This window comes from Sphingomonas sp. GW821-FHT02B09 (assembly GCF_059421875.1).
In genome coordinates, this window is the sequence record NZ_JBWKVV010000003.1 from 37,015 (window position 1) to 59,056 (window position 22,042).

The following is a 22,042-nucleotide window of genomic DNA, read 5'->3' on the forward strand; positions in this document are numbered from 1 at the left end:
AAACGTCCTTAGGCGGCGAGGGTTTCGGCGCGACGACCGAACCGGCCGGTACGGCGGAAGCGAACGAGCCATTCGGGCGCGACCGCCTGCAGCGGGGTCGGGTCGACGCCGAGCGCCGCCAGCCCCGACGCGCCCGGCGCGACGACATTGTCGCGCTGGAGCATCAGCCACTGGTCCTTGGTGATCGGCGCGAACGGCAGGCTGGCGAGCAGCGCGCCGGCCGCATCGGGCAGTTCGACGATCGACGGGCTGCGGCCGATCGTCCTGGCGATCCAGCGGATGATCTCGCCCATCGTCATGACGTCGGGGCCGCCGAGCTCGAACGTCTGGCCGGCGAAGCGCGCGTCGGTCGCCGCCGCCATCGCATCGCCGACATCGGCCGCGAACACCGGCTGGAACTTCACCGGCGCGCGCAGCACCGGCACCACCGGTGCCTTGCCGATCATGCCGGCGAAGCGGTTGATGAACTGGTCCTCGCGACCGAAGACGATCGACGGGCGGATGATTGCGGCGTTCGGGAAGGCGGCACGGACCGCCTCCTCGCCGCGGCCCTTGCTGCTGCCATAGGCCGAGGGCGCCGACGAATCGGCGCCGATCGCCGACATGTGGACCAGCGTCGCGACCCCGGCCGCCGCGGCGGCCTCGGCGACGTTGCGCGCACCGCCGACATGGACGCGCTCGAAATCGCCGGCGAGCAGCCCGACCATGTTGATCACCGCATCGGCGCCCTGCACCGCGCGGCTGACCGTTTCGGGCAATGTCACGTCGGCGGCGACGAACTGCGTCTGGCCGAGACCGCCCAAGGGCTTGAGAAACCACGCATGCCGCGGATCGCGCTCGGCGACGCGCACCCGCGCGCCGCCGCGGAGCAGCGCCTGCACCACATAGCGGCCGACGAATCCGCCGCCGCCGAAGATCGTAACCAGCTTGTCTTTCATCGCCCGGGCCTCATTTTTTCGTCGCTGTGCTGATGTTTCGCCCCTTGCCCCGCGAAACCCGTGTTGACAAGCGCGGCGACCGCCCCCTAAAGGCCGCCGCCTACCCCGTGCCCAGATGGCGGAATTGGTAGACGCACCAGCTTCAGGTGCTGGCGATCGCAAGGTCGTGGAGGTTCGAGTCCTCTTCTGGGCACCATTTTCCGACCCCGGCGTCCGCCGCGGCCGGAAAGCGCAGCGCACCGGCTCGAACGCCGGGTTGCGTCGCGCCTACCCCGCCCCTATTCCGCCCGCAGCCAGCGGCGCAGCAGCGTCGTCACCTCGCCGGGCCGCTCCATCGGCGAGAGATGACCGCAGCCGCGCAGCACGTGCAGACGCGCGCCGGGAATCGCCTCGGCCAGCGCGCGGGCGTCGTCGGGGGTGCAGATCCGGTCGCGGTCGCCGACCGCGACCAGCGTCGGCACGTGGATCGCTCGAATCGCCTCGGCGATGTCGGGGCGGGCGAGCAGCGCCGCCTGCTGCCGCGCGAAGACCGCCGGGCCGAGCCGCTCCGCCATCGCCAGCGCCGGACCGCTGACGATCGCCGAGAGCTGCGGATCGGCATGCGGCGCGGTGGCGATCAGGCCCTGGTCGGCGACGGTGCGCGCGCGCGGCTCCATCGAGGCGCGGGTGCCGAACAGGGCGATGCGGGTGATCCGGTCGGGCGCCTGGCGCACCATCTCCAGCGCGACATAGCCGCCGAGGCTGACCCCGGCGACGGCGCCACGCGGCGGCATCGCGGCGAGCACCCGCGCCGCCATCGCGCCGATCGTCGCATCCTGCGACAGATCGCCGAAGTCGGGCTCGGCGATATCGGCGAGGTCCATGATCTGGCGCGCCCACAGGCGCCCGTCGCAGCCCATCGCGGGCAGCAGCATCAGGGGCAGGCGCATTCGGTCCATGGGGTCTCCGGGGGTTGGGGGCGGCGGAAGGCAAGCGGGGCCGCGGCGAAGCGCGGCGCGATCGAGGCGGCGTCGCGGTTCACCCGGCGACGAACGGAAAGGCGAGCGCGATCATGCCGACCAGCGTCATCACCGCGCACACCATCGCGGCGGGCAGCAGCGTGAACCGCTGGTGGTCGGCGAGGTCGACACCGGCGAGGCTGACGAGCAGATAGGTCGACGGCACCAGCGGGCTGAGCAGATGCACCGGCTGGCCCATCAGCGAGGCGCGCGCGATCGCCATCGGCGAGACGCCGTAATGCGCCCCCGCCTCGGCGAGGATCGGCAGCATGCCGAAATAGAAGGCGTCGTTGGAGATGAAGAAGGTGAAGGGCAGGCTGAGCAACGCGGTGATCGGCGCCATATACGGCCCCATCACCGGCGGGATCATGCCGACGACCTCCTTGCTCATCGCCTCGACCATGCCGGTGCCGCCGAGGATGCCGGTGAAGATACCCGCCGCGAAGATCAGCGACACCACCGACAGCACGTTGCCGGCATGTGCGGCGATCCGCTCCTTCTGTTCGGCGACGCCGGGATAGTTGACGATCATCGCGATGGCGAAGGCGATCATCATCAGCACCGACAGCGGCAGCAGCCCCCAGACGAGCAGGGTGAGCAGCGTGACGACGAGCAGGCCGTTGAACCAGATCAGCTTCGGCCGGCGCGCCTCGGGATATTGCGACACCGCCATGCCGGTGAACTCCGCCTCCTCGCGTGCCTGCACCGCGCCGATGCGGGCGCGCTCCTTGCGGCCGAACCACACGGCCAGCGCGAGCAGGCTGGCGAGGCCGGCGATCATGCCGGGGATCAGCGGCAGGAACAGCGTCGCCGGATCGAGCTTGAGCGCACTCGCCGCGCGCGCGGTCGGACCGCCCCAGGGGGTGAGGTTCATGATGCCGCTGGTCGCCATCAATAGGCAGCACAGATACAGCCGGTTCATGTCGTAGCGCTTGTAGAGCGGCAGCAGCGCGGCGATCGTGATGATATAGGTGGTCGAGCCGTCGCCATCGAGGCTGACCAGCGCGCACAGCACGACGGTGCCGAGCAGGATGCGCGTCGGATCGCCGTGCACCAGCCGGATCAACCGGCCGACCAAAGGATCGAACAGGCCGGTATCGGTCATCGTCGAGAAGAACAGGATCGCGAACAGCAGCATCACGCCGGTTGGCGCGAGATTCTTGATGCCGTCGATCATCATGTCGCCGAGCCCGGCCGCCTGGCCGGCGATCACGCCGAAGATCGTCGGGATGACGATCAGCGCGACCAGCGGGGTCATCCGCTTGGTCATGATGAGCGTCATGAAGGTGGCCACCATCAGGAAGCCGAGCAGCGCCAGATCCATGGGCATGTTCCTTGGAAAGATCAGAAGGTGACGGCGACGCGGGCGCTGACGGTCTCGCCGGAATCGGCGCCGGTGACGGCGCCGCTGCGATTGTCGGTGTCCCAGTGGATGGCGTTGACCTGCACGCGCGTGAAGCTGTTGAGATACCAGTTCACGCCGAGAGTCCCCGCCCATCCCTCGCCGCCGGTGACGAGATCGGTATAGTCGAGACTCTCATAGCGGCCGGTCAGCTCGATCGCGCCGGGCCCCCCGTCGAAAGTCGGCCGCTTGACCTTGGGCTGGCCGAAACTGCCGAGCCGCGGATTGTACGGCGGCAGGTCGCCGGTGATGAAGAAGCCGCCCGACAGGCTCCACGCCTTGCTGACGAAATCCGACCGGCCGCCGTCCAGCCGCGCGTTGCGCCGCCCCGCCTCGCCCATCACCCACAAGGGCCCGCGGTAGCCGCCCAGCTCGACGCCATAGCCGGTGGTGCCGGTGCCGCCGAGCAGGGTGCCGGTCGAGACGCGCAGGGCGCCGTTGAAACGGCCACCGATCACCGTGTTGCGGGTCAGCGTCGTCGCCGCGGACGACAGGCTCTCGTCGAAGCCCCAGATGCCGACGTGCATCACCGTGTCATCGGTCTTGACCGGGTTCCAGTGCGCGCGGCCCAGCACGGTGCGGCCGTCGCTCACCGCCTGCGTGCCGTCGACGCGGTCGCCGGTGACGGTCAGCGAGGCATGGCCGGTCTTCCAGAACAGGCGCGGCATGATGCCGATGCCGTAGAAGCCGCGCTGCGGGATGATCGCGGTGGCGACCGTCGTGCGTTCGAGGAACGGCGTCGAATCCGATCCGGTCGAGCCCTCGAAGCTGCGATCGTTGAACAGATGGCCGGCGCGCACGTCGTAATCGATCCCCGGCGCGATCCGGTTGCGCCAGCCCATGAAGGCGGTGACGACGTCGACCTCGTTCTCCGAAAAATCGGCTTCCATCTGATAGAAGAAATGCGCGCCGACGCCGCCTTCGAGGCCGAGGCGCAAGGCGCGCATGCCGGTGGTGGTGAGGTTGCGTGTGTCCGATTTGGAGCCGAAGGTGCTGCTGACGTCGGCGAGGATGCGCCCACGCGGCTTGAAGGTGTAGACGCCGTCCGCCGAGTGGAAGACGGGCAGGCCGGCGCCCCATTCAGTGGTCACGCCCGACGGATTGTCGCGCGCCGCGGTCGCCTGTGCGACGTCGCGGTCGGCCGGGCCGGGCGGCACCAGCTGCGGCGCGAACGGCACCGTACGGCGGACCTGCGGCGGCGCGGCTTGCGCGACCTGGGGCGGCGGTGTCTGCGCGGGGGCGGGCGCCGGGGCCGGCGTGGCGGCGAGCGCCTGCTGGCCCTCGATCCGGTCGAGCCGGGCGCGCAGGGCGGCGATCTCCGCCGCCTGTGCGCGCACCAGTTCGGCAAGCTCGGCCTGCGTCGGCGTCTGGGCGAGCGCGGGGGTGGCGGCGACGAGCGCCAGCAGGGCGGCTCCGGTACGCAGGATCATGGGGTGGAGGCTCCGGCAAGGGTCGCGCGCCAGTCGCGCAGGAAGCGCTGGCGGGTGATGCGGTCGAGGGGGACGAGGAGTTGCGGCCCGACGCGGATCGGGCGCGCCTGTGCCGCGGACAGCCGCCGCGCCGGCACGTCGGCACGCACCGGCCACAGGCTGCGTGCGGCGAGCAGGCTCTGGCCGCGCCGCGACAGCAGGAAATCGAGGAACAGCTTGGCGCTTGCCGGCGAACGGGCCTGACGCGCGATGAAGGCGATGCGCGAGGTGACGATCGTATAGTCGCTCGGCAGCACCACGCCGAGCCGCGGATCGCGCTTCGCCTGTTCCAGCGCGTAGGAGGCGATGACGTTATAGGCGATCGCCTGCCGTCCGGCGGCGACCGCGGCGAGCATCGGCTCGGTCCGCTCCGCCAGCACCGGCTTGGTCGCCGCGATCGCCGTCATCAGCGCGCGGCTGTCGCGGGTGATTGCAAGATCCTCCGTCAGATAGAGATAGCCGACGTTGGACCGCGCCGGATCGAAAGTGGTGACGCGGCCGGTGAATTGCACGCGCCGCGTGCGCAGCAGCGCCTCGAGCGCGGCATGGCTGCGCGGCCGCTGCGCGTCGGGGATCAGCCGGCGGTTGTAGACGATGCCGATCGGCTCGGCGGTGACGCCATAGCCGATGTTCTTCCACACCGCCTGCGCCGGCAGCGCCGGCTTTTCCGGGCTGGCATAGCCCTGACCGAACCCGTCGTTGATGAGCTTGACCTGCAACGCCATCGCCGACGACCAGACGAGATCCGCCGACGGCCGCCGCGCGCGCGTCTCGCCGACCAGCCTGCGGTAGATCTCGATCGAGCCGAGGTCGACGTATCGGACGCGGATCGTGGGATAGAGGCGGTGGAAGCCGGCGACGACGCCGACCAGCTCGCTGCGGTCGGCATTGCCGTAGACGGTCAGCCCGCCCTCCGCCTTCGCCGCGGCGATCAGCCCGTCGTAGGAGCGCGGATAGCCCGCCGGCCGGGACTGGGCGTGCGCCGTCGCCGCTGCCGCCAGCATCATCATCGTCCCGAATAGGATCGTCCGCATCCCGGCTCCTCTCGCTTTTCCGCTTCTGTGATCGGATAAGCTGCCATCGTGGGATATCCGGCGCACCTGTCAGCAACCTTTCACCGGGTGAAACCATGCGAATCCTGATGATCGAGGACGATGCGGCGCTCGCCCGGAGCATCGCCGCGCTGCTGCGCGCCGGCGGCCATGCGGTCGATCATTGCGCGAGCGGCGAGGAGGGGCTGACATTGATCTCGGGCGAACCCTATGCGCTGCTGATCCTCGACGTCGGCCTGCCCGACATCGACGGCTTCACCGTGCTCGAACGGCTGCGGCGGCGCGGCGAGAAGGTGCCGGTGCTGATGTTGACCGCGCGCGACGCGCTCGACGACCGGGTGCGCGGACTCGACCTCGGCGCCGACGATTATCTGCGCAAGCCGTTCGAGCCGCAGGAGCTGGAGGCGCGCGTGCGGGCGCTCGGCCGGCGCCGCGGCGGCGATCCGACGCCGGTGGTGACGATCGGCGCGCTGACGCTCAACCGCTCGACCGGCCAGGCCGAGGTGAGCGGGCGTGCGCTCGACCTGCGCCGCCGCGAATGGGCGGTGCTCGACGCGCTCGCCACCCGCGCCGGGCAGGTGGTGCCACGCGAGCTGCTGCTCGCCGAGGTGTTCGGCTATGACGAGCCGGTCGGCCCCAATGCGATCGAGGTCAACGTCACCCGCCTGCGCAGCAAGCTCGCCCCCGACGGTCCGCAGGTCCGCACGGTGCGCGGCGTGGGATATCTGCTCGATGCGGGGTGAGGCGGAATGACCCACCGTTGCCGACGGACGGCGACCCGCCCCCTCCCCCGCGGCGCGACCTGATGCCCGCCCCCCGCGCCATCGCCTTGCGCACGCGATTGCTCGTCGCGATGCTCGGGCCGTTGCTCGGCGTCGCGGTGCTGCTTGGTGTTGCGGGCGCGGCGCTGATCGCCGACGTCGTGCGGCGCACCAACGACCGCGTGCTCGGCGGCGCGCTCGGCGCGATCGCCGAGACGGTGCAGGTCGAGCGCGGCGAGGTGACGCTCGACCTGCCGCCCGCCGCCTTCGGCATGCTGGAGAACAGCGAACGCGACAACGTCTATTACCGCATCGCGGTCGGCGGCGATCTGCTCACCGGCTATGCCGACCTTCCCGCCCCCGGCCCCGATGCGCTGGCGATCGACCAGCCGCGCTTCCGCTTCGCCGACTATCGCGACCAGCGCATCCGCATCGCCGAAGTCCGCCGCGCCTTGCCCGGCATCGAGCGACCGGTCGTCGTCCAGGTCGCCGAGACGCTCGACGGCCGCCGCGCGCTCAGCCGCCGGTTGATGATCGCGCTGCTCGGCGGCGAACTCGCGCTGGTCGGCATCGCCATTCTGCTGCTGCGCCCGGCGCTCGGCTGGAGCCTGCGCCCGCTCGCCCGGCTGCGCGGCGCGGTCGAGGCGCGCGAGGGCCATGCCGCGCCCGACCTGTCGCCGATCGACGCCGGCCCGCTGCCGCTCGAACTGCGTCCGCTCGCCGAGGCGTTCGACCGGCTGCTCGCCCAGCTCGACACCGCGACCGCCGCGACGCGCCGCTTCACCGCCGACGCCTCGCACCAGATGCGCACGCCGCTGTCGGTGCTCAAGGTGCAGATCGAGCTCGCCCGCCGCGGCTCGCGCGAGGCGCTCGACGAGATCGCCACCGCCGCCGCGCGGCTCGAACGGCTGCTGATCCAGCTGCTCGCGCTCGCCCGCGCCGAGGAGGCGGGCGCCGCGCCGCCGCTCGAACGCGTCGACCTGCGCGAGGTGGCGGTCCGCGTCATCAGCCGCCGCATCGGCCAGGCGATTGACGCCGGCGTCGAACTCCAGCTCGACGCCGCGGCGGCGCCCGCCTGGGTGCACGGACACCGCACCTTATTGGTCGAGATCCTTAGCAACCTTATCGACAATGGCATCCGCTACAACCGGCGCGGCGGCACCGTCACCGTCGCGATCCGCGACGCCGACGGCGGCGTCGATCTCTCCGTGCGCGACGACGGACCCGGCATCGCCGCCGCCGATCGCGACCGCGCGCTGGAGCGGTTCGTCCGCCTCGGCGACCGCCATGCTCCCGACGGCAGCGGCCTTGGCCTTGCCGTCGTGCGCTCCGCCGCGGCGCGGATCGGCGCGACGCTGCGGCTGGCCGACGCCGAGCCTGGCCTCGCCGTCCTCCTCCACCTGCCCAACGCGCCGTCATCGTAGTAAATCCTCAGTTAACGAGAATTCGCCTCATTTCGGTTGGATTATTCTTCGCCGACTTGTTCTTCCCTGCTGACGACAGCTGCCGATATCCACCGGCTTTGCTTGGTATTTTCAGTTTCGTTGTTAGGCAACCAACTGCGATACTTGGAGTTGTTGATGAAACAGGTGGGAGAGCACGGTGAACGAGCCGCGCGTCAGTTCATGGTTTGATGCTTTCTCCGCGGAGAAGACGCGGCAGCTTGCCGTGGATCGCAGCCGGGCGGTGTCGTTGCGCGGCAGCACCGAACTCGCGCGGATCGTCGACGTCGTGCGCGATCATTATCACCGGCCCTATGCGGCGATCTCGATCATCGACAAACGCTCGCAGATCCTGCTCGCCGAACGTGGCCTCGGCATCGCCGAGACCGCGCGCAGCACAGCCTTCTGCGCGGTGACGATCCAGCAGGGCGGCCGCGCGCTCGTCGTTCCCGATGCGCGCGAGGACGCCCGCTTCGCCAAGTTCGACAGCGTCACCCGCGATCCCTTCGTCCGCTTCTACGCGGGCGTGCCGATTCATGACGAGGCGGGCATGGCGCTCGGCGCACTCTGCATCGCCGACAGCGCGCCGCTGACCGGGGATTTCGACCGGTCGCTGCTCGTCATGATGGCCCGCGAAGCCGAGCGCGCCATCGCCGCCATCGCCCCCGCTCCCACCCCCGCACCGACGCCCTGGCGGCTCCGCCTCGAGTCCGACGTCTGATCGGGCCGCGGGTCAGGCCGCCCTCGCCGGGCACGGCAAATCACCCGATCGGCATAACGATGGGCGCTACGCCGGGCGCCCGGCCCGCGGCATAAGGGCAGGATGTCGTCGCTTCCCCCTCCCGTGGTCGAGACCGGTGCCGGACCGGTCGAAGGGCGCCGCCATGGCGCGCTCACCGTCTTTCGCGGCATTCCCTATGCCGCGGCCCCCGTCGGCGCGCACCGCTTCGCGCCGCCCGCACCGGTGCCGCGCTGGTCCGGCGTGCGGCCGGCGGTCGCGCCCGGTGCCAACGCGCCGCAGCGGACCCGCAAGCTGCCCGGCCTCGATGCCGCACCGCTGATCGGCGAGGGCTGGACGCCGGGCGACGAATATCTCGCGCTCGACGTCTGGTGCCCGGCGGGGAACGAGCGGGCGCGCCCGGTCATGGTGTTCATCCACGGCGGCGGCTTCGTCGTCGGCAGCAAGGACGCCGGCGTGCAGACCGGTGCGAGCTTCGCGCGCGACGGCATCGTCTATGTCGCGATCAACTATCGCATGGGGGTCGACGGCTTCCTGCCGATCCCCGGCGTGCCGACCAACCTCGGCCTGCGCGACATGATCGCCGCGCTCGGCTGGGTGCGCGACGAGATCGCGGCGTTCGGCGGCGATCCCGCCAACGTCACCGTCTTCGGTGAGAGCGCGGGCGCGATGGCGATCGCCGATCTGATCGCCTCGCCGCTCGCCAGGGGGCTGTTCCAGCGTGCCATCGTGCAGAGCGGCCATGGCGGCATGACCCGCACCGTCCCGGTCGCGCAGCGGCTGGTGCGCAAGATGGCGGCCTTGCTCGGCGTCACCCCCGATCGCGCCGGGTTCGCGAGCGTCGCACCCGGCGACCCGCTGCTCGATGCGGTGGAGACGGTGTCGCTGCCCACCACCCGGCTCGACCTGCGCGGCGACGACGGGCGCGAGCCGGTGTTCGGGATCAGCCGCTTCGTCCCCGTCCACGGCGACGACGTGCTACCGCTCGCGCCGCTTGAGGCGCTCGAACAGGGCGCCGGTGCCGAGGTCGCGCTGCTGATCGGCAGCAACCGCGAGGAGATGAACCTCTATCTCGTCCCCAGCGGCGTCCGCGACAAATTGAACAGCGCGGTCGGCAGGCTGCTCGCCTGGGTCGTGCTGCGCAAGTCGCAGCCGCGCGCCTGGGCCGTGCTCAAGGCCTATGGCATGGGGCGCGGCAAACCCGCCGGACAGGCGCTGACCGATGCGATGACCGACCTCGTCTTCCGCTGGCCGGCGCGCCGCTTCGCCGAGGAGCATCGCGGCCGCACCCATATGTACGAATTCGAATGGCGCTCGCCGCGCTACGGCGACGGGCTCGGCGCGTCGCACGGCATGGAATTGCCCTTCGTCTTCGACAGCCTCGCCACCTGCACCGGCGCCGAAGGATTGTGCGGCACCGCGCCGCCGCAGGACCTCGCCGACCGCATCCATGCGCTCTGGGTGCAATTCGCCCGCGACGGATCGCTGCCGTGGGCGCCGTTCGAGCGCGACGGCCGCACCGTCTACCAGCTCGCCGCCGGCGAACCGGTCGCCGAACCGGTGATGCCCGCCGCCGCCTTCCTGCCCTGATCGGATTGCGCCCATGTATCTCGATCGTCTGCGCCTCGACGGGCGCACTGCTTTCGTCACCGGCGCCGCGCAGGGCATCGGCTTCGCCTGCGCCGATGCACTCGGCGAGGCCGGCGCGCGCGTCATTCTCGCCGACCGCGATCCCGACGCGCTCGGCGCCGCGCTCGAGCGCCTGCGTGGCCAGGACCGCCCCGTCGACGGTGTCCTGCTCGACGTCACCGATCCCGCCGCGGTGACCCGCATCGCCGACAGCGCCGGCGTGGTCGACGTGCTCGTCAACAACGCCGGCATCGCGCGCAGCGACACCCCCGCCGAAGACGTCACCGACGAGCAATGGCGCAACGTCCTCGACGTCAACCTCAACGGCACCTTCTGGTGCGCGCGCGGCTTCGGCCGGCATATGCTGGCGCGCGGCAGGGGCAGCATCGTCAACATCGGCTCGATGTCGGGGTTCATCGTCAACCGCCCGCAGCCGCAGAGCTATTACAACGCCAGCAAGGCCGCGGTGCATCAGCTCACCCGCAGCCTCGCCGCCGAATGGGCGCCGCGCGGCGTACGCGTCAACGCGGTCGCGCCGACCTATATCGCCACCCCGCTCAACGCCTTCGCCGACAAGGAGAGCGAAATGTACCGCCGCTGGATCGACGGCACGCCGCAGGCGCGGCTCGGCGAACCCGAGGAGGTCGCCGCGATCGTCCATTTCCTCGCCAGCGACGCCGCCAGCCTGATGACCGGCAGCATCGTCCTCGCCGACGGCGGCTACAGCTGCTGGTGATCGGCGAAGTCGCAGAGCCGATCGGCATATCCGATCGACCTTTCCGATAGGTAGCGAAAGGCGCACAACCTTTCTGACAGGTGGGCGAAGACTCACCGGCCGAAGAGAGGATTTTCGATGCGCCTTCGCACCCTATTTGCCGTCACCACTGCGCCCGTCGCGCTGCTCGCCTTTGCCGCACCCGCCGCCGCGCAGGTCGCCGAGGCCCCCGATGTCACCGATACCGCCCCGCCCGGCCGCGCCACCGGTGCCGCGCCGCAGACCGGCGATCAGGACATCGTCGTCACCGCCCGCAAGCGCGCCGAGTCGCTGCTCGACGTGCCGATCGCCGCCACCGCGATCAGCGGCAACACGCTGACCGAACGCGGCGTCAATTCGGTGCGCGAGGCCGCCTCGCTCACCCCCGGCCTCAACATCGCCAGCGACGGCGCGGGCCGCGCCTTCGTCTCGATCCGCGGCGTCGGCGTCACGCTGGTGCAATCGGTGCAGCCCGGCGTCGGCCTGTTCATCAACGGCATCTACCAGCCCAACACCTCCTACCTCAACAATCCGCTGCTCGACATCGACCGGATCGAGGTGCTGCGCGGCCCGCAGGGCACGCTGTACGGCAAGAACACCTTGGGCGGCGCGATCAACGTCATCACCCGCCAGCCGTCGAACGAGACCGAGGCGCGCGGCAATTTCAGCTTCGCCGGCCCCGACGACAGCATCCTCGCCTCCGCCTCGGTCAGCGGCCCGATCATCAAGGACGTGCTGCAGGTCCGCGTCGCCGCCGGCCACCGCCAGCAGGACGGCTTCCTGCGCAACAACCTGCTCGGCATCGACGCCAGCCCGTTCAAGACCGACTCGCTCAACACCACGATCCGCTTCGTCCCGACCGGCGACGTCGTGCTGACCGTCAACGGCTATTACGACTGGGTCGAAGGCGCCAACACGCCCTATGCACGCGTTACCGGCCCGACCGATTATTCGCGGATCGTCCAGTTCAACGCACCCAATCGCATCCAATATCGCTATCGCGGCGTCAACGCGCGGCTGGAGACGCCGATCGAGGCGATCAATTCCAAATTCACCCTCGTCGGCTCCTATGACGCGCGCAACGGCGTCTCCCCAAATAGCGACGCCGATTTCGGCCCCGCCGACATCGCGCGCAGCAACGGCACCGACAGCCTGCGCACCAAGACCGTCGAGACCCGCCTCGACACCGAACTCAGCGGCACGCTCAGCACCCTGCTCGGCCTGTTCTACAGCCGCGAGGAGGCGACCGCGTTCGACCGCACCCGCATCCTGCCCGCCAACCTCACCCGCCTGACCAACAACGCCACCAAGGCGGACACCTATGCCGCGTTCGGCACGATCTTCTGGAAGCCGACGACCGCCTGGGAGATCGCGCTCGGCCTGCGCTACGATCACGAGAAGCGCAGCGCCGATGGCGACATCGCGATCACCGTCGGCGCGGCGGCGCTGCCGACCACCCTCTCCAACGCGCAGCTCAAATCCGATCAGGTCGAGCCGCGCCTTTCGATAACCCGCCACTGGACCAGCCAGTTGATGACCTATGCCTCGGTGGCGCGCGGCTATCGCGGCGGCGGCTTCAACGCGCCGACCGCGCCGATCCGCACCTACAAGGGCGATTCGGCATGGACCTATGAGATCGGCTCGAAATACGTCTCGCCCAATCGCGCGTTCAGCCTGTCGGGCGACGTCTTCTACAACGATTATTCCAACTACATCGGTCTCAACTCGATCGCGCCGGCGGCGGGAGGCGGCCTCGTCACCGTCGATCTCAACAGCGGCGACGTCGAAAGCTACGGCGCCGAGCTGGAGGCGACGATCCGGCCGGTGTCCAACTGGACGATCAACGGCAGCGTCACCTACATCCACGCCCGACTGACCGATTCCTCGCCCTATACGCTGGTGACCGGCCGCACGCTGTCGTCCGACCGGCTGACCTTCCAGCCCGATTTTAGCGGCAACATCTACAGCGACTATACCATCCCCCTCGGCGGCGAGGACACGCTGACGCTGACCGGCGGCGTCGTTGCCAAGGGCAGCCGCCTCGCCGCGACGCTCAATCAGACGACGCCGACCTTCCTGCGCCCCTATGCGCTGGTCAACGCCGCGATCACCTATCGCACCGGCCCGCTGGAGGTGGCGGCCTTCGCCAACAACCTGCTCCAGAAGAACTATTTCGACGCCTATATCGAAAGGACGACGCTCGCCCTCGCCGGCCTGCCCGCCTCCGACCTCGGCATCATCGGCGATCGCCGCCGCATCGGCGTGCGCCTCGGCTTCAGGTTCTGACCCCATGCATATCGACACAGCCCTCCCCCGCGCCGCGCCTGACCCGGCGTTCCTCGACCGGCTGCGCGCGCGCTTCGGCGAGCGCCTCCATCTCACCGACGCGATGCTGCGCCAGCATGGCTCGAACGAGGCGCATTTCGACGTCGTCCTGCCCGACGCGGTCGTGTTCGCGCATTCGACCGAGGATGTCGTCGATCTCGTCAACCTCTGCGTGGCCGCCGACGTGCCGATCGTGCCGTTCGGCGCCGGCACCTCGATCGAGGGCAATGCGGTGCCGGTGCGCGGCGGCGTCAGCGTCAATCTCGGCGAGATGAACCAGATCGTCGCGGTCAATGCCGAGGATTTCGACTGTACGGTGCAGGCGGGCTGCCGCCGCGAGCAGCTCAACGAGCATCTCCGCGACACCGGCTTGTTCTTCCCGATCGATCCCGGCGCCAATGCGACGATCGGCGGCATGGCCTCGACCCGCGCCAGCGGCACCAATGCGGTGCGCTACGGCACGATGCGCGAGGCGGTGCTGAGCCTCAAGGTCGTCACTCCCGACGGCAAGGTCGTCACCACCGCGCGCCGCGCGCGCAAGTCGGCGGCGGGCTACGACCTCACCCGCCTCTACCTCGGCAGCGAGGGCACGCTCGGCATCATCACCGAGGTGACGCTGCGCCTGCATCCGATCCCCGAGACGATCTCGTCCGCGGTGTGCGGCTTCGACAGCCTCGAGGGCGCGATTACCACCGTCGTCCAGTCGATCCAGGCCGGCGTGCCGCTCGCCCGCGTCGAGATCCTCGACGACATGCAGATCCGCGCCGTCAACGCCTGGTCGAAGCTCGCCTTGCCCGAGGTGACGACCTTGTTCTTCGAATTCCACGGCTCGCCGGGCAGCGTCGCCGAGCAGGTCGAGATGGTCGGCATGCTCGCCGCGGAGAATGGCGGCGGCGACTTCGCCTGGTCCAATCTGCCCGAGGAGCGCGGCAGATTGTGGAAGGCGCGGCACGAGGCTTATTATGCCGCGGTGGCGCTGCGCCCCGGCGCGGTCGGCTGGGCGACCGACGTCTGCGTGCCGATCAGCCGCCTGCCCGAATGCATCACCGCGACCAAGGCGGACCTCGCGACGTGCAGCGTCCCCGCGACGATCCTCGGCCATGTCGGCGACGGCAATTTCCACGTCATCTTCGCGATGGATCCGGCGTCCAAGGCGGATCTCGCCGAGGTCGAGGGCGTCAACGCCCGCCTCGTCGCCCGCGCGCTGGCGATGGACGGGACGTGCACCGGCGAACACGGCATCGGCATCGGCAAGCAGCACTGGCTGGTCGAGGAACTCGGCGACGCCGTCGACGTGATGCGCACGCTGAAACGCGCGCTCGACCCGAAGGACCTGTTCAACCCGGGCAAGATCTTCAGTTTGTGACCGTTCCTAAAAGCCCCTCCCCTTCAGGGGAGGGGTTGGGGTGGGGCCTGTCCGCGAACGTAGGTCTCGATGAGACATCCCCCACCCCCAACCCCTCCCCTGAAGGGGAGGGGCGTACTTCGTCGCCCAGGAGCCAGCCATGCCCGCCACGCCCGCCTTCTCCCGCTCGCTCCTCCCGCTGCTCGCTCTCGCCTTGGCGATGATGCTCGGCTTCGCGACGATGGGATCGTTCGGCACCGTGCAGGAGGGCGCCAAGGCCGAACTCCACCTCAGCGACTATACCCTGAGTCTGATCCAGGGGCTCAGCGCCGCATTGCCGCTGGCGCTCTTCTCGATCCCGATCGGCATCTGGGTCGACCGCCACAATCGCGTCCGCATCATGATCGTGCTGGTCGCCACCTTCGTCCTCGGCACCGTCCTCACCGCGGTCGCGCAGAGCGTCGCCTTGCTGTTCGTCGCGCGCATGCTGACCGGCATCGGCACCACCGGCGCGCTCACCGCGGCGCTGTCGCTCTGCGCCGACCTCTGCCCGCCGACCCAGCGCGGCCGCGCGTTGCTCGTCGTCAACCTCGGCAAGTCGCTCGGGCAGGCGATGGCGTTCGGCCTCACCGGGGCCTTGTTCGGCCTGTTCCTCCATGGCGGCGCACCCGACTGGTTCTGGCACGCCGCGCCGTGGCGCAGCGCGCATCTCGCGCTCGCTTTGCTCGGCGCCGTCTTCATGATCCCGCTGTTCCTGCTGCGCGAGCCCGCCCGCCACGAAGTCGCCGCGAGCACCCACGCCCCGTTCCGCGTCGTCGCCGGCGAACTATGGGCGCGCCGGGGCTTCCTGCTGCCCTTGTTCATGGGACAGGTCAGCGTCGTGATGGCCGACGCCGCCGCCGCGATCTGGGCGGCGCCCGTGCTGTCGCGCAGCTTCGGCCTCCGCCCCGATCAGGTCGCGGGCTGGATGGGAACGATGATCTTCGTCGCCGGCCTGCTCGGCGCGGTCGTCGGTGGCGTCTCCGCCGACTGGGGCCAGAAGAGCGGTCGCCGCGGCGGCCTGCTGATCGGCGCGGTGATCGCCGCCGCGATCGGCATCCCCGCCGGGCTGTTCCCGATCGCGCCCTCCGTCCCCGTGTTCGGGGCGGCGCTCGGACTGCTGCTGCTGTGCGGCGCGGTGACCGGCGTCGTCACCTCGGTGGCGCTGACCGTGCTCATCCCCAACGAGCTGCGCGGCCTGTGCATCGGCGCGTTCATCGCCATCGCCGGGCTGATCGGCTTCGGCGTCGCCCCGACGCTGGTCGCGGCGGCAAGCAGCCTGTTCGGCGGTGAATCGCATCTCGACCAGGGGCTCGCCACCGTCGGTGCCGCGACCAGCACGCTGTCGCTGCTCGCTTTCTTCGTCGCGATGCGCCGCGCCCCCGCGACGGCGACCGCTGAACCTATCTGAAAGCTCTTGCATCAGCTATCCGATAGGTCCATCATTGCTCTCAACGATAGGATGAGAGGTCAGGATGAAAACGCGGGTCGAGGTATCGCCGGAAATGTTCGCCTTCATCGGCGAGGGACCGTTGCCGATGGCGGACTGGACGTTTGAGGCGGTGGCGTTCGGCTATCGGCTCGCCCCCGCGACCTTCGACTTCCACCCGGCCGCCGACGCCGACGCGCTCGACGCGGCGGAGATCGTCTTCGTCGTCGCGACCAGCGCCTGCACCCGCATCTTCGGCGGCGCGCCCGATCGCGCCGGCAGCTGGCATATCCCCAGCGACATGCGCGCGATCGCGCTGACCCTGCAACCCGGCCGGCTGGCGAGCGCCGCCGCCGCGACGCTGCGCATCGCCAAGTGCATCGAGCTGATCTGCGCGACCTTCGAGAAACTGGGCGAGGGCAGCCTGATCCCCGCCGACGGCAGCGGCGCTTTGTCCGCCGGCGAGGCGCAGCGCATCGCCGCGGCGCGCCGCCTGATCGACGAGCGCTGGCACGAGAAGCTCACGCTCGATTCGATCTCGCGCGCCTGCGGCCTCAACCGCGCCAAGCTCACCCGCGGGTTCCGCTCGATGTTCGCGATGAGCGTCGCCGACGCGATCACCGACCGCCGGCTGAGCGGCGCGCGCGAGCTGCTGCTCGCCACCGATTTGCCGGTCTCGTCGATCGGCTATCGCTGCGGCTATCTCAACAACGCCAGCTTTACCCGCGCCTTCTCGCGCCGCTACGGCCAGGCGCCGACGCAGCTGCGCAACCACCCGCTCGCCGCATGACCCCCGATCTTTCCGGTTCGCTGGTCGATCAGGCGGTCCGCCGCGTCCGCGACCATATCCGCGCCGCCGACCTCAAGGTCGGCGACACTTTGCCGGGCGAGGGCCAGTTCGCCAGCGACCTCGGCGTCAGCCGCGCGGTGATGCGCGAGGCGTTCGGCGCGCTCGCCGCGCTGCGCGTCATCGACGTCGGCAACGGCCGCAAGGCGCGCGTCGGCGCGATCGACGGCTCGGTCATGGCCGCCTCGATCGACCATGCCGTCGCCACCGCGCAGATCACCACCAGCGACGTCTGGGACGTCCGTCGCACGCTCGAATTGCGCACCGCCGCGCTCGCCGCCGAACATCGCAGCGACGCCGACGCCCGGCTGATCGTCGACCATGCTGCGCAGATGGCGACCAGCGCCGACGACGTCGACCGGCTGATCCGCCACGACATCGCCTTCCATCAGGCGATCGCCCGCGCCGGCGGCAATGCGCTGTTCCACCAGATCGTCCGCTCGTTCGAGCAATTGATGCGCGTCGCCGTCCCCACCGCCTGGCAGACGCGCGAGACGCCCGAGCAGCGCGACACGGTCTTCGCCGTCCACCGCAACCTCGCCGCCGCCATCGCCGATCGCGACGCCGCCGCCGCCGCGACGCTGATGGACGCGCATTTCGACCGCGCGATCAGCGACATCTTCGTCCGCTAGAACGCGACCCCGGCGGCGGCGAGCTGCGCCTCGATCGCATCCACCGTCGTGCCCTGCGCCAGCGGCATCGCGATCGCCCGCGTGTACGGCGTCCAGATCGCCGCCGCGAAGCCCTCGCGCCGCGCATCCAGCGCCGACCACGCTACGCAGAAGTCGTAGGCGAGCCCGACGAACACGCACCGCCGCACCCCGATATCGTTGAGATAGCCCGCCAGCCCGGTCCGCGTCGTCTTATCGTTTTCGAAGAAGGCCGAATAGGAATCGACGTGCCGATGCTGCCCCTTGCGCAGGATCAGCCCCGCCCGCGCCACCGCAGCGGCCACCGCCGGATGGAAATCGGCGCCCGGCGTGCCTTGGACGCAATGATCCGGCCACAGCACCTGCTCGCCATACGGCATCCGCACCGTCTCGAACGGCTGCCGGCCGGCATGGCTGCTCGCGAACGAACTGTGCCCGGCGGGATGCCAGTCCTGCGTCACCACGACATGCGCGAAGCGCGCGGCGAGGTCGGCGATCGGCGCCATCACCGCGTTGCCGTCCGCCACCGCGAGCCGCCCGCCGGGACAGAAGTCGATCTGTGGATCGACGATGACGAGCGCATCCGCGGGTGTGACGTCGCTGGGGTTCATGCCGCCTCTTACCGACCCAAGCGCGGGACCGCAAAGCGCGTGCGAATTCCTGCGTCGACACCGGCGTTCGCGCGTTGGAGGCGCTTGGCGGTCGCGGTGACCGCCGGGAGAGGTTCATGAGCACGACCCTGACCGCGAAGTTCGAGACGCGGCGCGAAGCGGAAATGACGGTGGAACGGCTGGTGCAGCAGTTCGAGATTCCGCGCACCGACGTGTTCATCGCCGCCGACGGCCCCGACAATACCGTCGGCACCGAGGACGCCGGCTCCGACACCGAGGCCGGCGCCCCCACGCCGGAGGCGCGCGACGACGGCGCCCACGCTGGCGCGGTCGTCGTGTCGGTCGACATCAACGACGCAACGCTCGCCGACGAGGTGAAGGAGGCCTTCGCCGAATTCAACGCGGCGGACGTCACCGCCGATTGACGCCCAGCGGCCGGACGCCTCGCGTCCGGCCGACGCGCGAGACTTGTCGCGGCGCCCGCATGACGTAAGGTCGGCGCGATACGCGCACCGGACCAACCGGTGCCGATGGTTTCGACAGGGGATTCTCCATGCGTCACGCTCTTGCCCTGCTGCTGGTGTCGGCGGCACCGCTCGTCCAGGCCGACGCCGCCCCGCCCCAGGCCGCCCCGCCCAAAGCCGGCCCGCCCCGTTCCGCAGCGACCGCCACGCAGGACGCGGCGCTGCTGCAATTCCTCGATCGCGCCTTCGACGAACAGCTCGATCGCAATCCGGAGGCGCTGACCCAGCTCGGCCTCAAGACGCACGAGGACCGGCTCGACGACTACACCGATGCCGGCGCGCGCGCCGATCAGGCGCTGGCCGAACGCCAGTTGCAGGACATGCACGCGCGTTTCCGCCCCGACCAGCTCGGCGATAGCGCGCGGGTCAGCTATCGCTTGTTCGAATATGAGGTGACGCGCGGGCGCGAATCGCTCCGCTTCCGTAAGCTGCGCTTCCCGGTCTCGACCACCGGCAGCCCGGCCGGCGACATTCCGGTGCTGCTGATCAACAATCACCGGATCGACACGCTCGCCGACGCCCGCGCCTATATCGCCCGCTTGCGCGACACCGAGCGGGTGATGCGCGAGGTCGCCGCGACGATGCGCGAACAGGCGGCGGCGGGCATCGTCCCCAACAAGGTCAATTTCGCCCCCGCCCGGTCCGACGCGCGCGCCGTCGTCACCGGTGCGCCCTTCGACGCCGGCCCCGATTCGACGCTGCTCGCCGATTTCCGCAAGAAGGTGACCGCGCTCGACGTGCCACCGGCGACCCGGACGCAGCTCGTCGCCGAGGCGTCCGCAGCGCTGACCGGTCCGTTCCGCCGCGGCTACGACGTGCTGTTCGCCGCGCTCGACGCGGTCGAGCCGATGTCCAAGGGCAATTTCGGCGCGTGGAGCCTGCCCGACGGCGCGGCCTATTATGCCGACCGCCTCAAGACCGCGACCACCACCGATCTCACCGCCGAGCAGATCCACGCGCTCGGGCTGCGCCAGGTCGCGACGATCCGGCAGGAGATGGAGGGGATCAAGCGCGAGGTCGGCTTCACCGGCACGCTCGACCAGTTCTTCGACAAGATCCGCACCGATCCGCAGTTCAAATATCCCAACACCGCGGCGGGGCGGCAGGCGTATCTGGGCGATGCGCGCGCGGTGATCGCCGGGGCGATGGCGGCGGCACCCCGCTATTTCCGCGTCCTGCCCAAGGCGCCGCTGGAGGTTCGCGCGGTCGAGCCATGGCGCGAGCGGACCGCATCGACCGCCTTCTACGATTCACCCTCGGCGGACGGATCGCGGCCGGGCATATATTACGTCAATCTGATCGACATGACGCAGACGCAGAAGGTGCAGGTCGCCGGCATCGCCGCGCATGAGGGCGCGCCCGGCCACCATTTCCAGATCGCGCGCCAGCAGGAGCTGACCGGCATCCCCAAGTTCCGCAAATACGGCCGCTACGGTGCCTATGCGGAAGGTTGGGGCCTCTATGCCGAGCGGCTCGCCGACGAGATGGGGCTCTACAAGGATCCCTATGCCCGGTTCGGCATGCTGTCGCTGCAGATGTGGCGGGCGATCCGGCTGGTGCTCGACACCGGCATCCACGCGCAGCGCTGGGATCGCGACAAGGCGATCGCCTATTTCCGCGCCAACAGCTCGGTCTCCGACACGGACATCGCGCGCGAGGTCGATCGCTATTTCAACTGGCCCGGCCAGGCGACCAGCTACATGGTCGGCCAGCTGCGGATCAGCGAGGCACGGGCGCGGGCACAGCGCGCGCTGGGGGCGAAGTTCGACATCCGCGACTTCCACGAAGCCGTGCTCGACCAGGGCGCGCTGCCGCTCGACCTGCTCGACGAACAGGTGACGCGCTACATCGCCGCGAAACGCTAGGCGGCGCGGCGTTCGGTCAGGAACAGCAGGAACACCGCCGTCGTCAGCACCGCGCCGACGGCGGCGGTCGCGGTCCAGCCACCGCGGTCGTAGCTGATCGTCGCCAGCGTCGAGCCGAGCGCACCGGCAAGAAAGACCATCGTCATATAGACCGAATTGATCCGCCCGCGCGCCTCGGGCGCGATCGAGAAGAGCACGCGCTGGCCGAGCACCTGGTTCATCTGCGTCGCCGCGTCGAGCACCACCGCCGCGACCGCGAGCAGGATCAGCGCATGCGCCGCCCCGGCCCAGCCGGCGAGCAGGAAGGCGAGGATCGCCGCCGCCAGCGCGCCCGCGGTGCCGGCGCGGACATGGCCGCGGTCGCCGAGCCGCCCAGCGATCGGCGCCGCCAGCGCCCCGCCCGCCCCGGCGAGCGCGAACAGCGCGATCCCCATCTGGCCGAGGCCGAAACGCTGCGCGAGCAGCAGCGGCACCGTCGTCCAGAACAGGTTGAACGCGGCGAACATCGTCGCCTGATAGGCGGTACGGCGGCGGATCGCGGGCGTGCGGACGAGCAGCGACAGGCCCGACCGCAGGAGCGCGCCATAGCCCAGATCGGGCTTGGGCCGCCGCTGCGGCACGGTGCGCGCGATGAGCAAAGCGAGCAGCGCCATGCCGATCGCCGACAATCCGAAGATCGCACGCCACCCCGCCACCGCGGCGAGCCCGTTGGCCAGTGGCCGGGCGAGCATGATGCCGGTGATCAGCCCGCCCATGATGTTGCCGACCACCTGGCCGCGGCGCCGTTCGGGGGCGAGATGCGCGGCGAGCGGCACCATGATCTGCGCGCCAACCGAGCAGAAGCCGGTGAGGAACGAGAAGATCAGAAAGCCCGTCGCCCCCGTCGCGGTCCAGATCCCGACCAGCCCGAGGCAGGCGCCGACGGTGAGCAGCAGGATCAGCCGCTTGTTCTCGACCCGGTCGGCGAGCGAGACGACGAAGAACAGCCCGGCACCATAGCCGAGCTGGGTCAGCGTGACGACGAGTCCGGCGACGCCACCGTGCAGCCCCAGCGCCGGCGCGATCTCGCCGATGAGCGCCTGCGCGTAATAGAGGTTGGCGACCATCAGGCCGCAGGCGAGCGAGAAGATCGCGGTGAGCCCCGGGCTGATCCCGGCATGGTCGGTCTGGTCGGTCATCGCCGCCGCCTAACGCCTCCCGCGCCTCGCGTCGCGCGCCGATCG

At 70.2% G+C, this 22,042-nt stretch carries 19 protein-coding genes and 1 tRNA gene; 13 read left to right on the plus strand and 7 right to left on the minus strand.

What is annotated here, in order from left to right:
* Positions 1 to 8 precede the first annotated feature (8 nt).
* Positions 9 to 938 (minus strand): complex I NDUFA9 subunit family protein, encoded by a 930-nt coding sequence (locus tag AC07U4_RS14625; RefSeq protein WP_495195897.1) that lies wholly within the window; start codon positions 936 to 938, stop codon positions 9 to 11.
* 109 nt (positions 939 to 1,047) lie between these two features.
* Between AC07U4_RS14625 and AC07U4_RS14630 the strand changes: the two genes are divergently transcribed.
* Positions 1,048 to 1,134: transfer RNA gene (locus tag AC07U4_RS14630), tRNA-Leu, on the plus strand.
* An 82-nt stretch (positions 1,135 to 1,216) separates the two neighbouring features.
* On the opposite strand, the gene AC07U4_RS14635 is transcribed toward AC07U4_RS14630, so the two are convergent.
* The 4 genes from AC07U4_RS14635 to AC07U4_RS14650 form a co-directional block, all read right to left on the minus strand.
* Positions 1,217 to 1,876 (minus strand): alpha/beta fold hydrolase, encoded by a 660-nt coding sequence (locus AC07U4_RS14635; protein ID WP_137899711.1) that lies wholly within the window; start codon positions 1,874 to 1,876, stop codon positions 1,217 to 1,219.
* A 79-nt stretch (positions 1,877 to 1,955) separates the two neighbouring features.
* Positions 1,956 to 3,260: a CitMHS family transporter gene (locus tag AC07U4_RS14640; protein ID WP_038665892.1), complete on the minus strand. Its 1,305-nt coding sequence runs from the start codon at positions 3,258 to 3,260 to the stop codon at positions 1,956 to 1,958.
* A gap of 20 nt (positions 3,261 to 3,280) precedes the next feature.
* Positions 3,281 to 4,768 (minus strand): OprO/OprP family phosphate-selective porin, encoded by a 1,488-nt coding sequence (locus tag AC07U4_RS14645; protein WP_495195898.1) that lies wholly within the window; start codon positions 4,766 to 4,768, stop codon positions 3,281 to 3,283.
* Positions 4,765 to 5,841: an ABC transporter substrate-binding protein gene (locus tag AC07U4_RS14650; protein ID WP_495195899.1), complete on the minus strand. Its 1,077-nt coding sequence runs from the start codon at positions 5,839 to 5,841 to the stop codon at positions 4,765 to 4,767. Before AC07U4_RS14650 ends, AC07U4_RS14645 begins: the two co-directional genes overlap by 4 nt.
* A gap of 107 nt (positions 5,842 to 5,948) precedes the next feature.
* Here AC07U4_RS14650 and AC07U4_RS14655 point away from each other — a divergent pair, with 107 nt between their 5' ends.
* From AC07U4_RS14655 to AC07U4_RS14700, 10 genes are all read left to right on the plus strand, one after another.
* Entirely contained in the window at positions 5,949 to 6,602 is a 654-nt protein-coding gene (locus AC07U4_RS14655) for a response regulator transcription factor (protein ID WP_495195900.1), read from the plus strand.
* A gap of 62 nt (positions 6,603 to 6,664) precedes the next feature.
* Positions 6,665 to 8,044, plus strand: a complete 1,380-nt coding sequence (locus AC07U4_RS14660; protein WP_495195901.1) for a sensor histidine kinase — start codon at positions 6,665 to 6,667, stop codon at positions 8,042 to 8,044.
* A gap of 178 nt (positions 8,045 to 8,222) precedes the next feature.
* Complete coding sequence (locus AC07U4_RS14665) at positions 8,223 to 8,783, plus strand: GAF domain-containing protein (protein WP_495195902.1); 561 nt, start codon at positions 8,223 to 8,225, stop codon at positions 8,781 to 8,783.
* 102 nt (positions 8,784 to 8,885) lie between these two features.
* Positions 8,886 to 10,391 carry a carboxylesterase/lipase family protein gene (locus AC07U4_RS14670; protein ID WP_495195903.1) on the plus strand — a complete coding sequence of 502 codons (1,506 nt, stop codon included), beginning with the start codon at positions 8,886 to 8,888 and terminating at the stop codon, positions 10,389 to 10,391.
* A 13-nt stretch (positions 10,392 to 10,404) separates the two neighbouring features.
* The gene (locus AC07U4_RS14675; protein ID WP_495195904.1) at positions 10,405 to 11,166 is read left to right on the plus strand and encodes an SDR family NAD(P)-dependent oxidoreductase; all 762 of its coding nucleotides are present in this window, start codon (positions 10,405 to 10,407) and stop codon (positions 11,164 to 11,166) included.
* Positions 11,167 to 11,283: 117 nt separating this feature from the next.
* Complete coding sequence (locus tag AC07U4_RS14680; RefSeq protein ID WP_495195905.1) at positions 11,284 to 13,470, plus strand: TonB-dependent receptor; 2,187 nt, start codon at positions 11,284 to 11,286, stop codon at positions 13,468 to 13,470.
* Between the two features lie 4 nt (positions 13,471 to 13,474).
* Positions 13,475 to 14,875: an FAD-binding oxidoreductase gene (locus AC07U4_RS14685; protein ID WP_495195906.1), complete on the plus strand. Its 1,401-nt coding sequence runs from the start codon at positions 13,475 to 13,477 to the stop codon at positions 14,873 to 14,875.
* A gap of 139 nt (positions 14,876 to 15,014) precedes the next feature.
* Positions 15,015 to 16,304 carry an MFS transporter gene (locus AC07U4_RS14690; protein WP_495195907.1) on the plus strand — a complete coding sequence of 430 codons (1,290 nt, stop codon included), beginning with the start codon at positions 15,015 to 15,017 and terminating at the stop codon, positions 16,302 to 16,304.
* 64 nt (positions 16,305 to 16,368) lie between these two features.
* On the plus strand, positions 16,369 to 17,112 hold the full coding sequence (locus AC07U4_RS14695; protein ID WP_495195908.1) for a helix-turn-helix transcriptional regulator: 744 nt from the start codon (positions 16,369 to 16,371) through the stop codon (positions 17,110 to 17,112).
* Positions 17,109 to 17,801 carry a FadR/GntR family transcriptional regulator gene (locus AC07U4_RS14700; RefSeq protein WP_495181606.1) on the plus strand — a complete coding sequence of 231 codons (693 nt, stop codon included), beginning with the start codon at positions 17,109 to 17,111 and terminating at the stop codon, positions 17,799 to 17,801. The genes AC07U4_RS14695 and AC07U4_RS14700 overlap by 4 nt, the downstream gene beginning before the upstream one ends.
* On the opposite strand, the gene AC07U4_RS14705 is transcribed toward AC07U4_RS14700, so the two are convergent.
* Positions 17,798 to 18,430: a nicotinamidase gene (locus tag AC07U4_RS14705; protein ID WP_495181607.1), complete on the minus strand. Its 633-nt coding sequence runs from the start codon at positions 18,428 to 18,430 to the stop codon at positions 17,798 to 17,800. The two genes, AC07U4_RS14700 and AC07U4_RS14705, sit on opposite strands and share 4 nt — an antisense overlap.
* Before the next feature lie 116 nt (positions 18,431 to 18,546).
* Here AC07U4_RS14705 and AC07U4_RS14710 point away from each other — a divergent pair, with 116 nt between their 5' ends.
* The gene (locus AC07U4_RS14710) at positions 18,547 to 18,855 is read left to right on the plus strand and encodes a hypothetical protein (protein ID WP_038665866.1); all 309 of its coding nucleotides are present in this window, start codon (positions 18,547 to 18,549) and stop codon (positions 18,853 to 18,855) included.
* Positions 18,856 to 18,983: 128 nt separating this feature from the next.
* On the plus strand, positions 18,984 to 20,819 hold the full coding sequence (locus AC07U4_RS14715) for a DUF885 domain-containing protein (protein WP_495195909.1): 1,836 nt from the start codon (positions 18,984 to 18,986) through the stop codon (positions 20,817 to 20,819).
* Here AC07U4_RS14715 and AC07U4_RS14720 read toward each other — a convergent pair.
* Positions 20,816 to 21,997, minus strand: coding sequence for an MFS transporter (locus tag AC07U4_RS14720; protein WP_137899529.1), 1,182 nt, complete (start codon positions 21,995 to 21,997; stop codon positions 20,816 to 20,818). The two genes, AC07U4_RS14715 and AC07U4_RS14720, sit on opposite strands and share 4 nt — an antisense overlap.
* Positions 21,998 to 22,042: the final 45 nt, after the last annotated feature.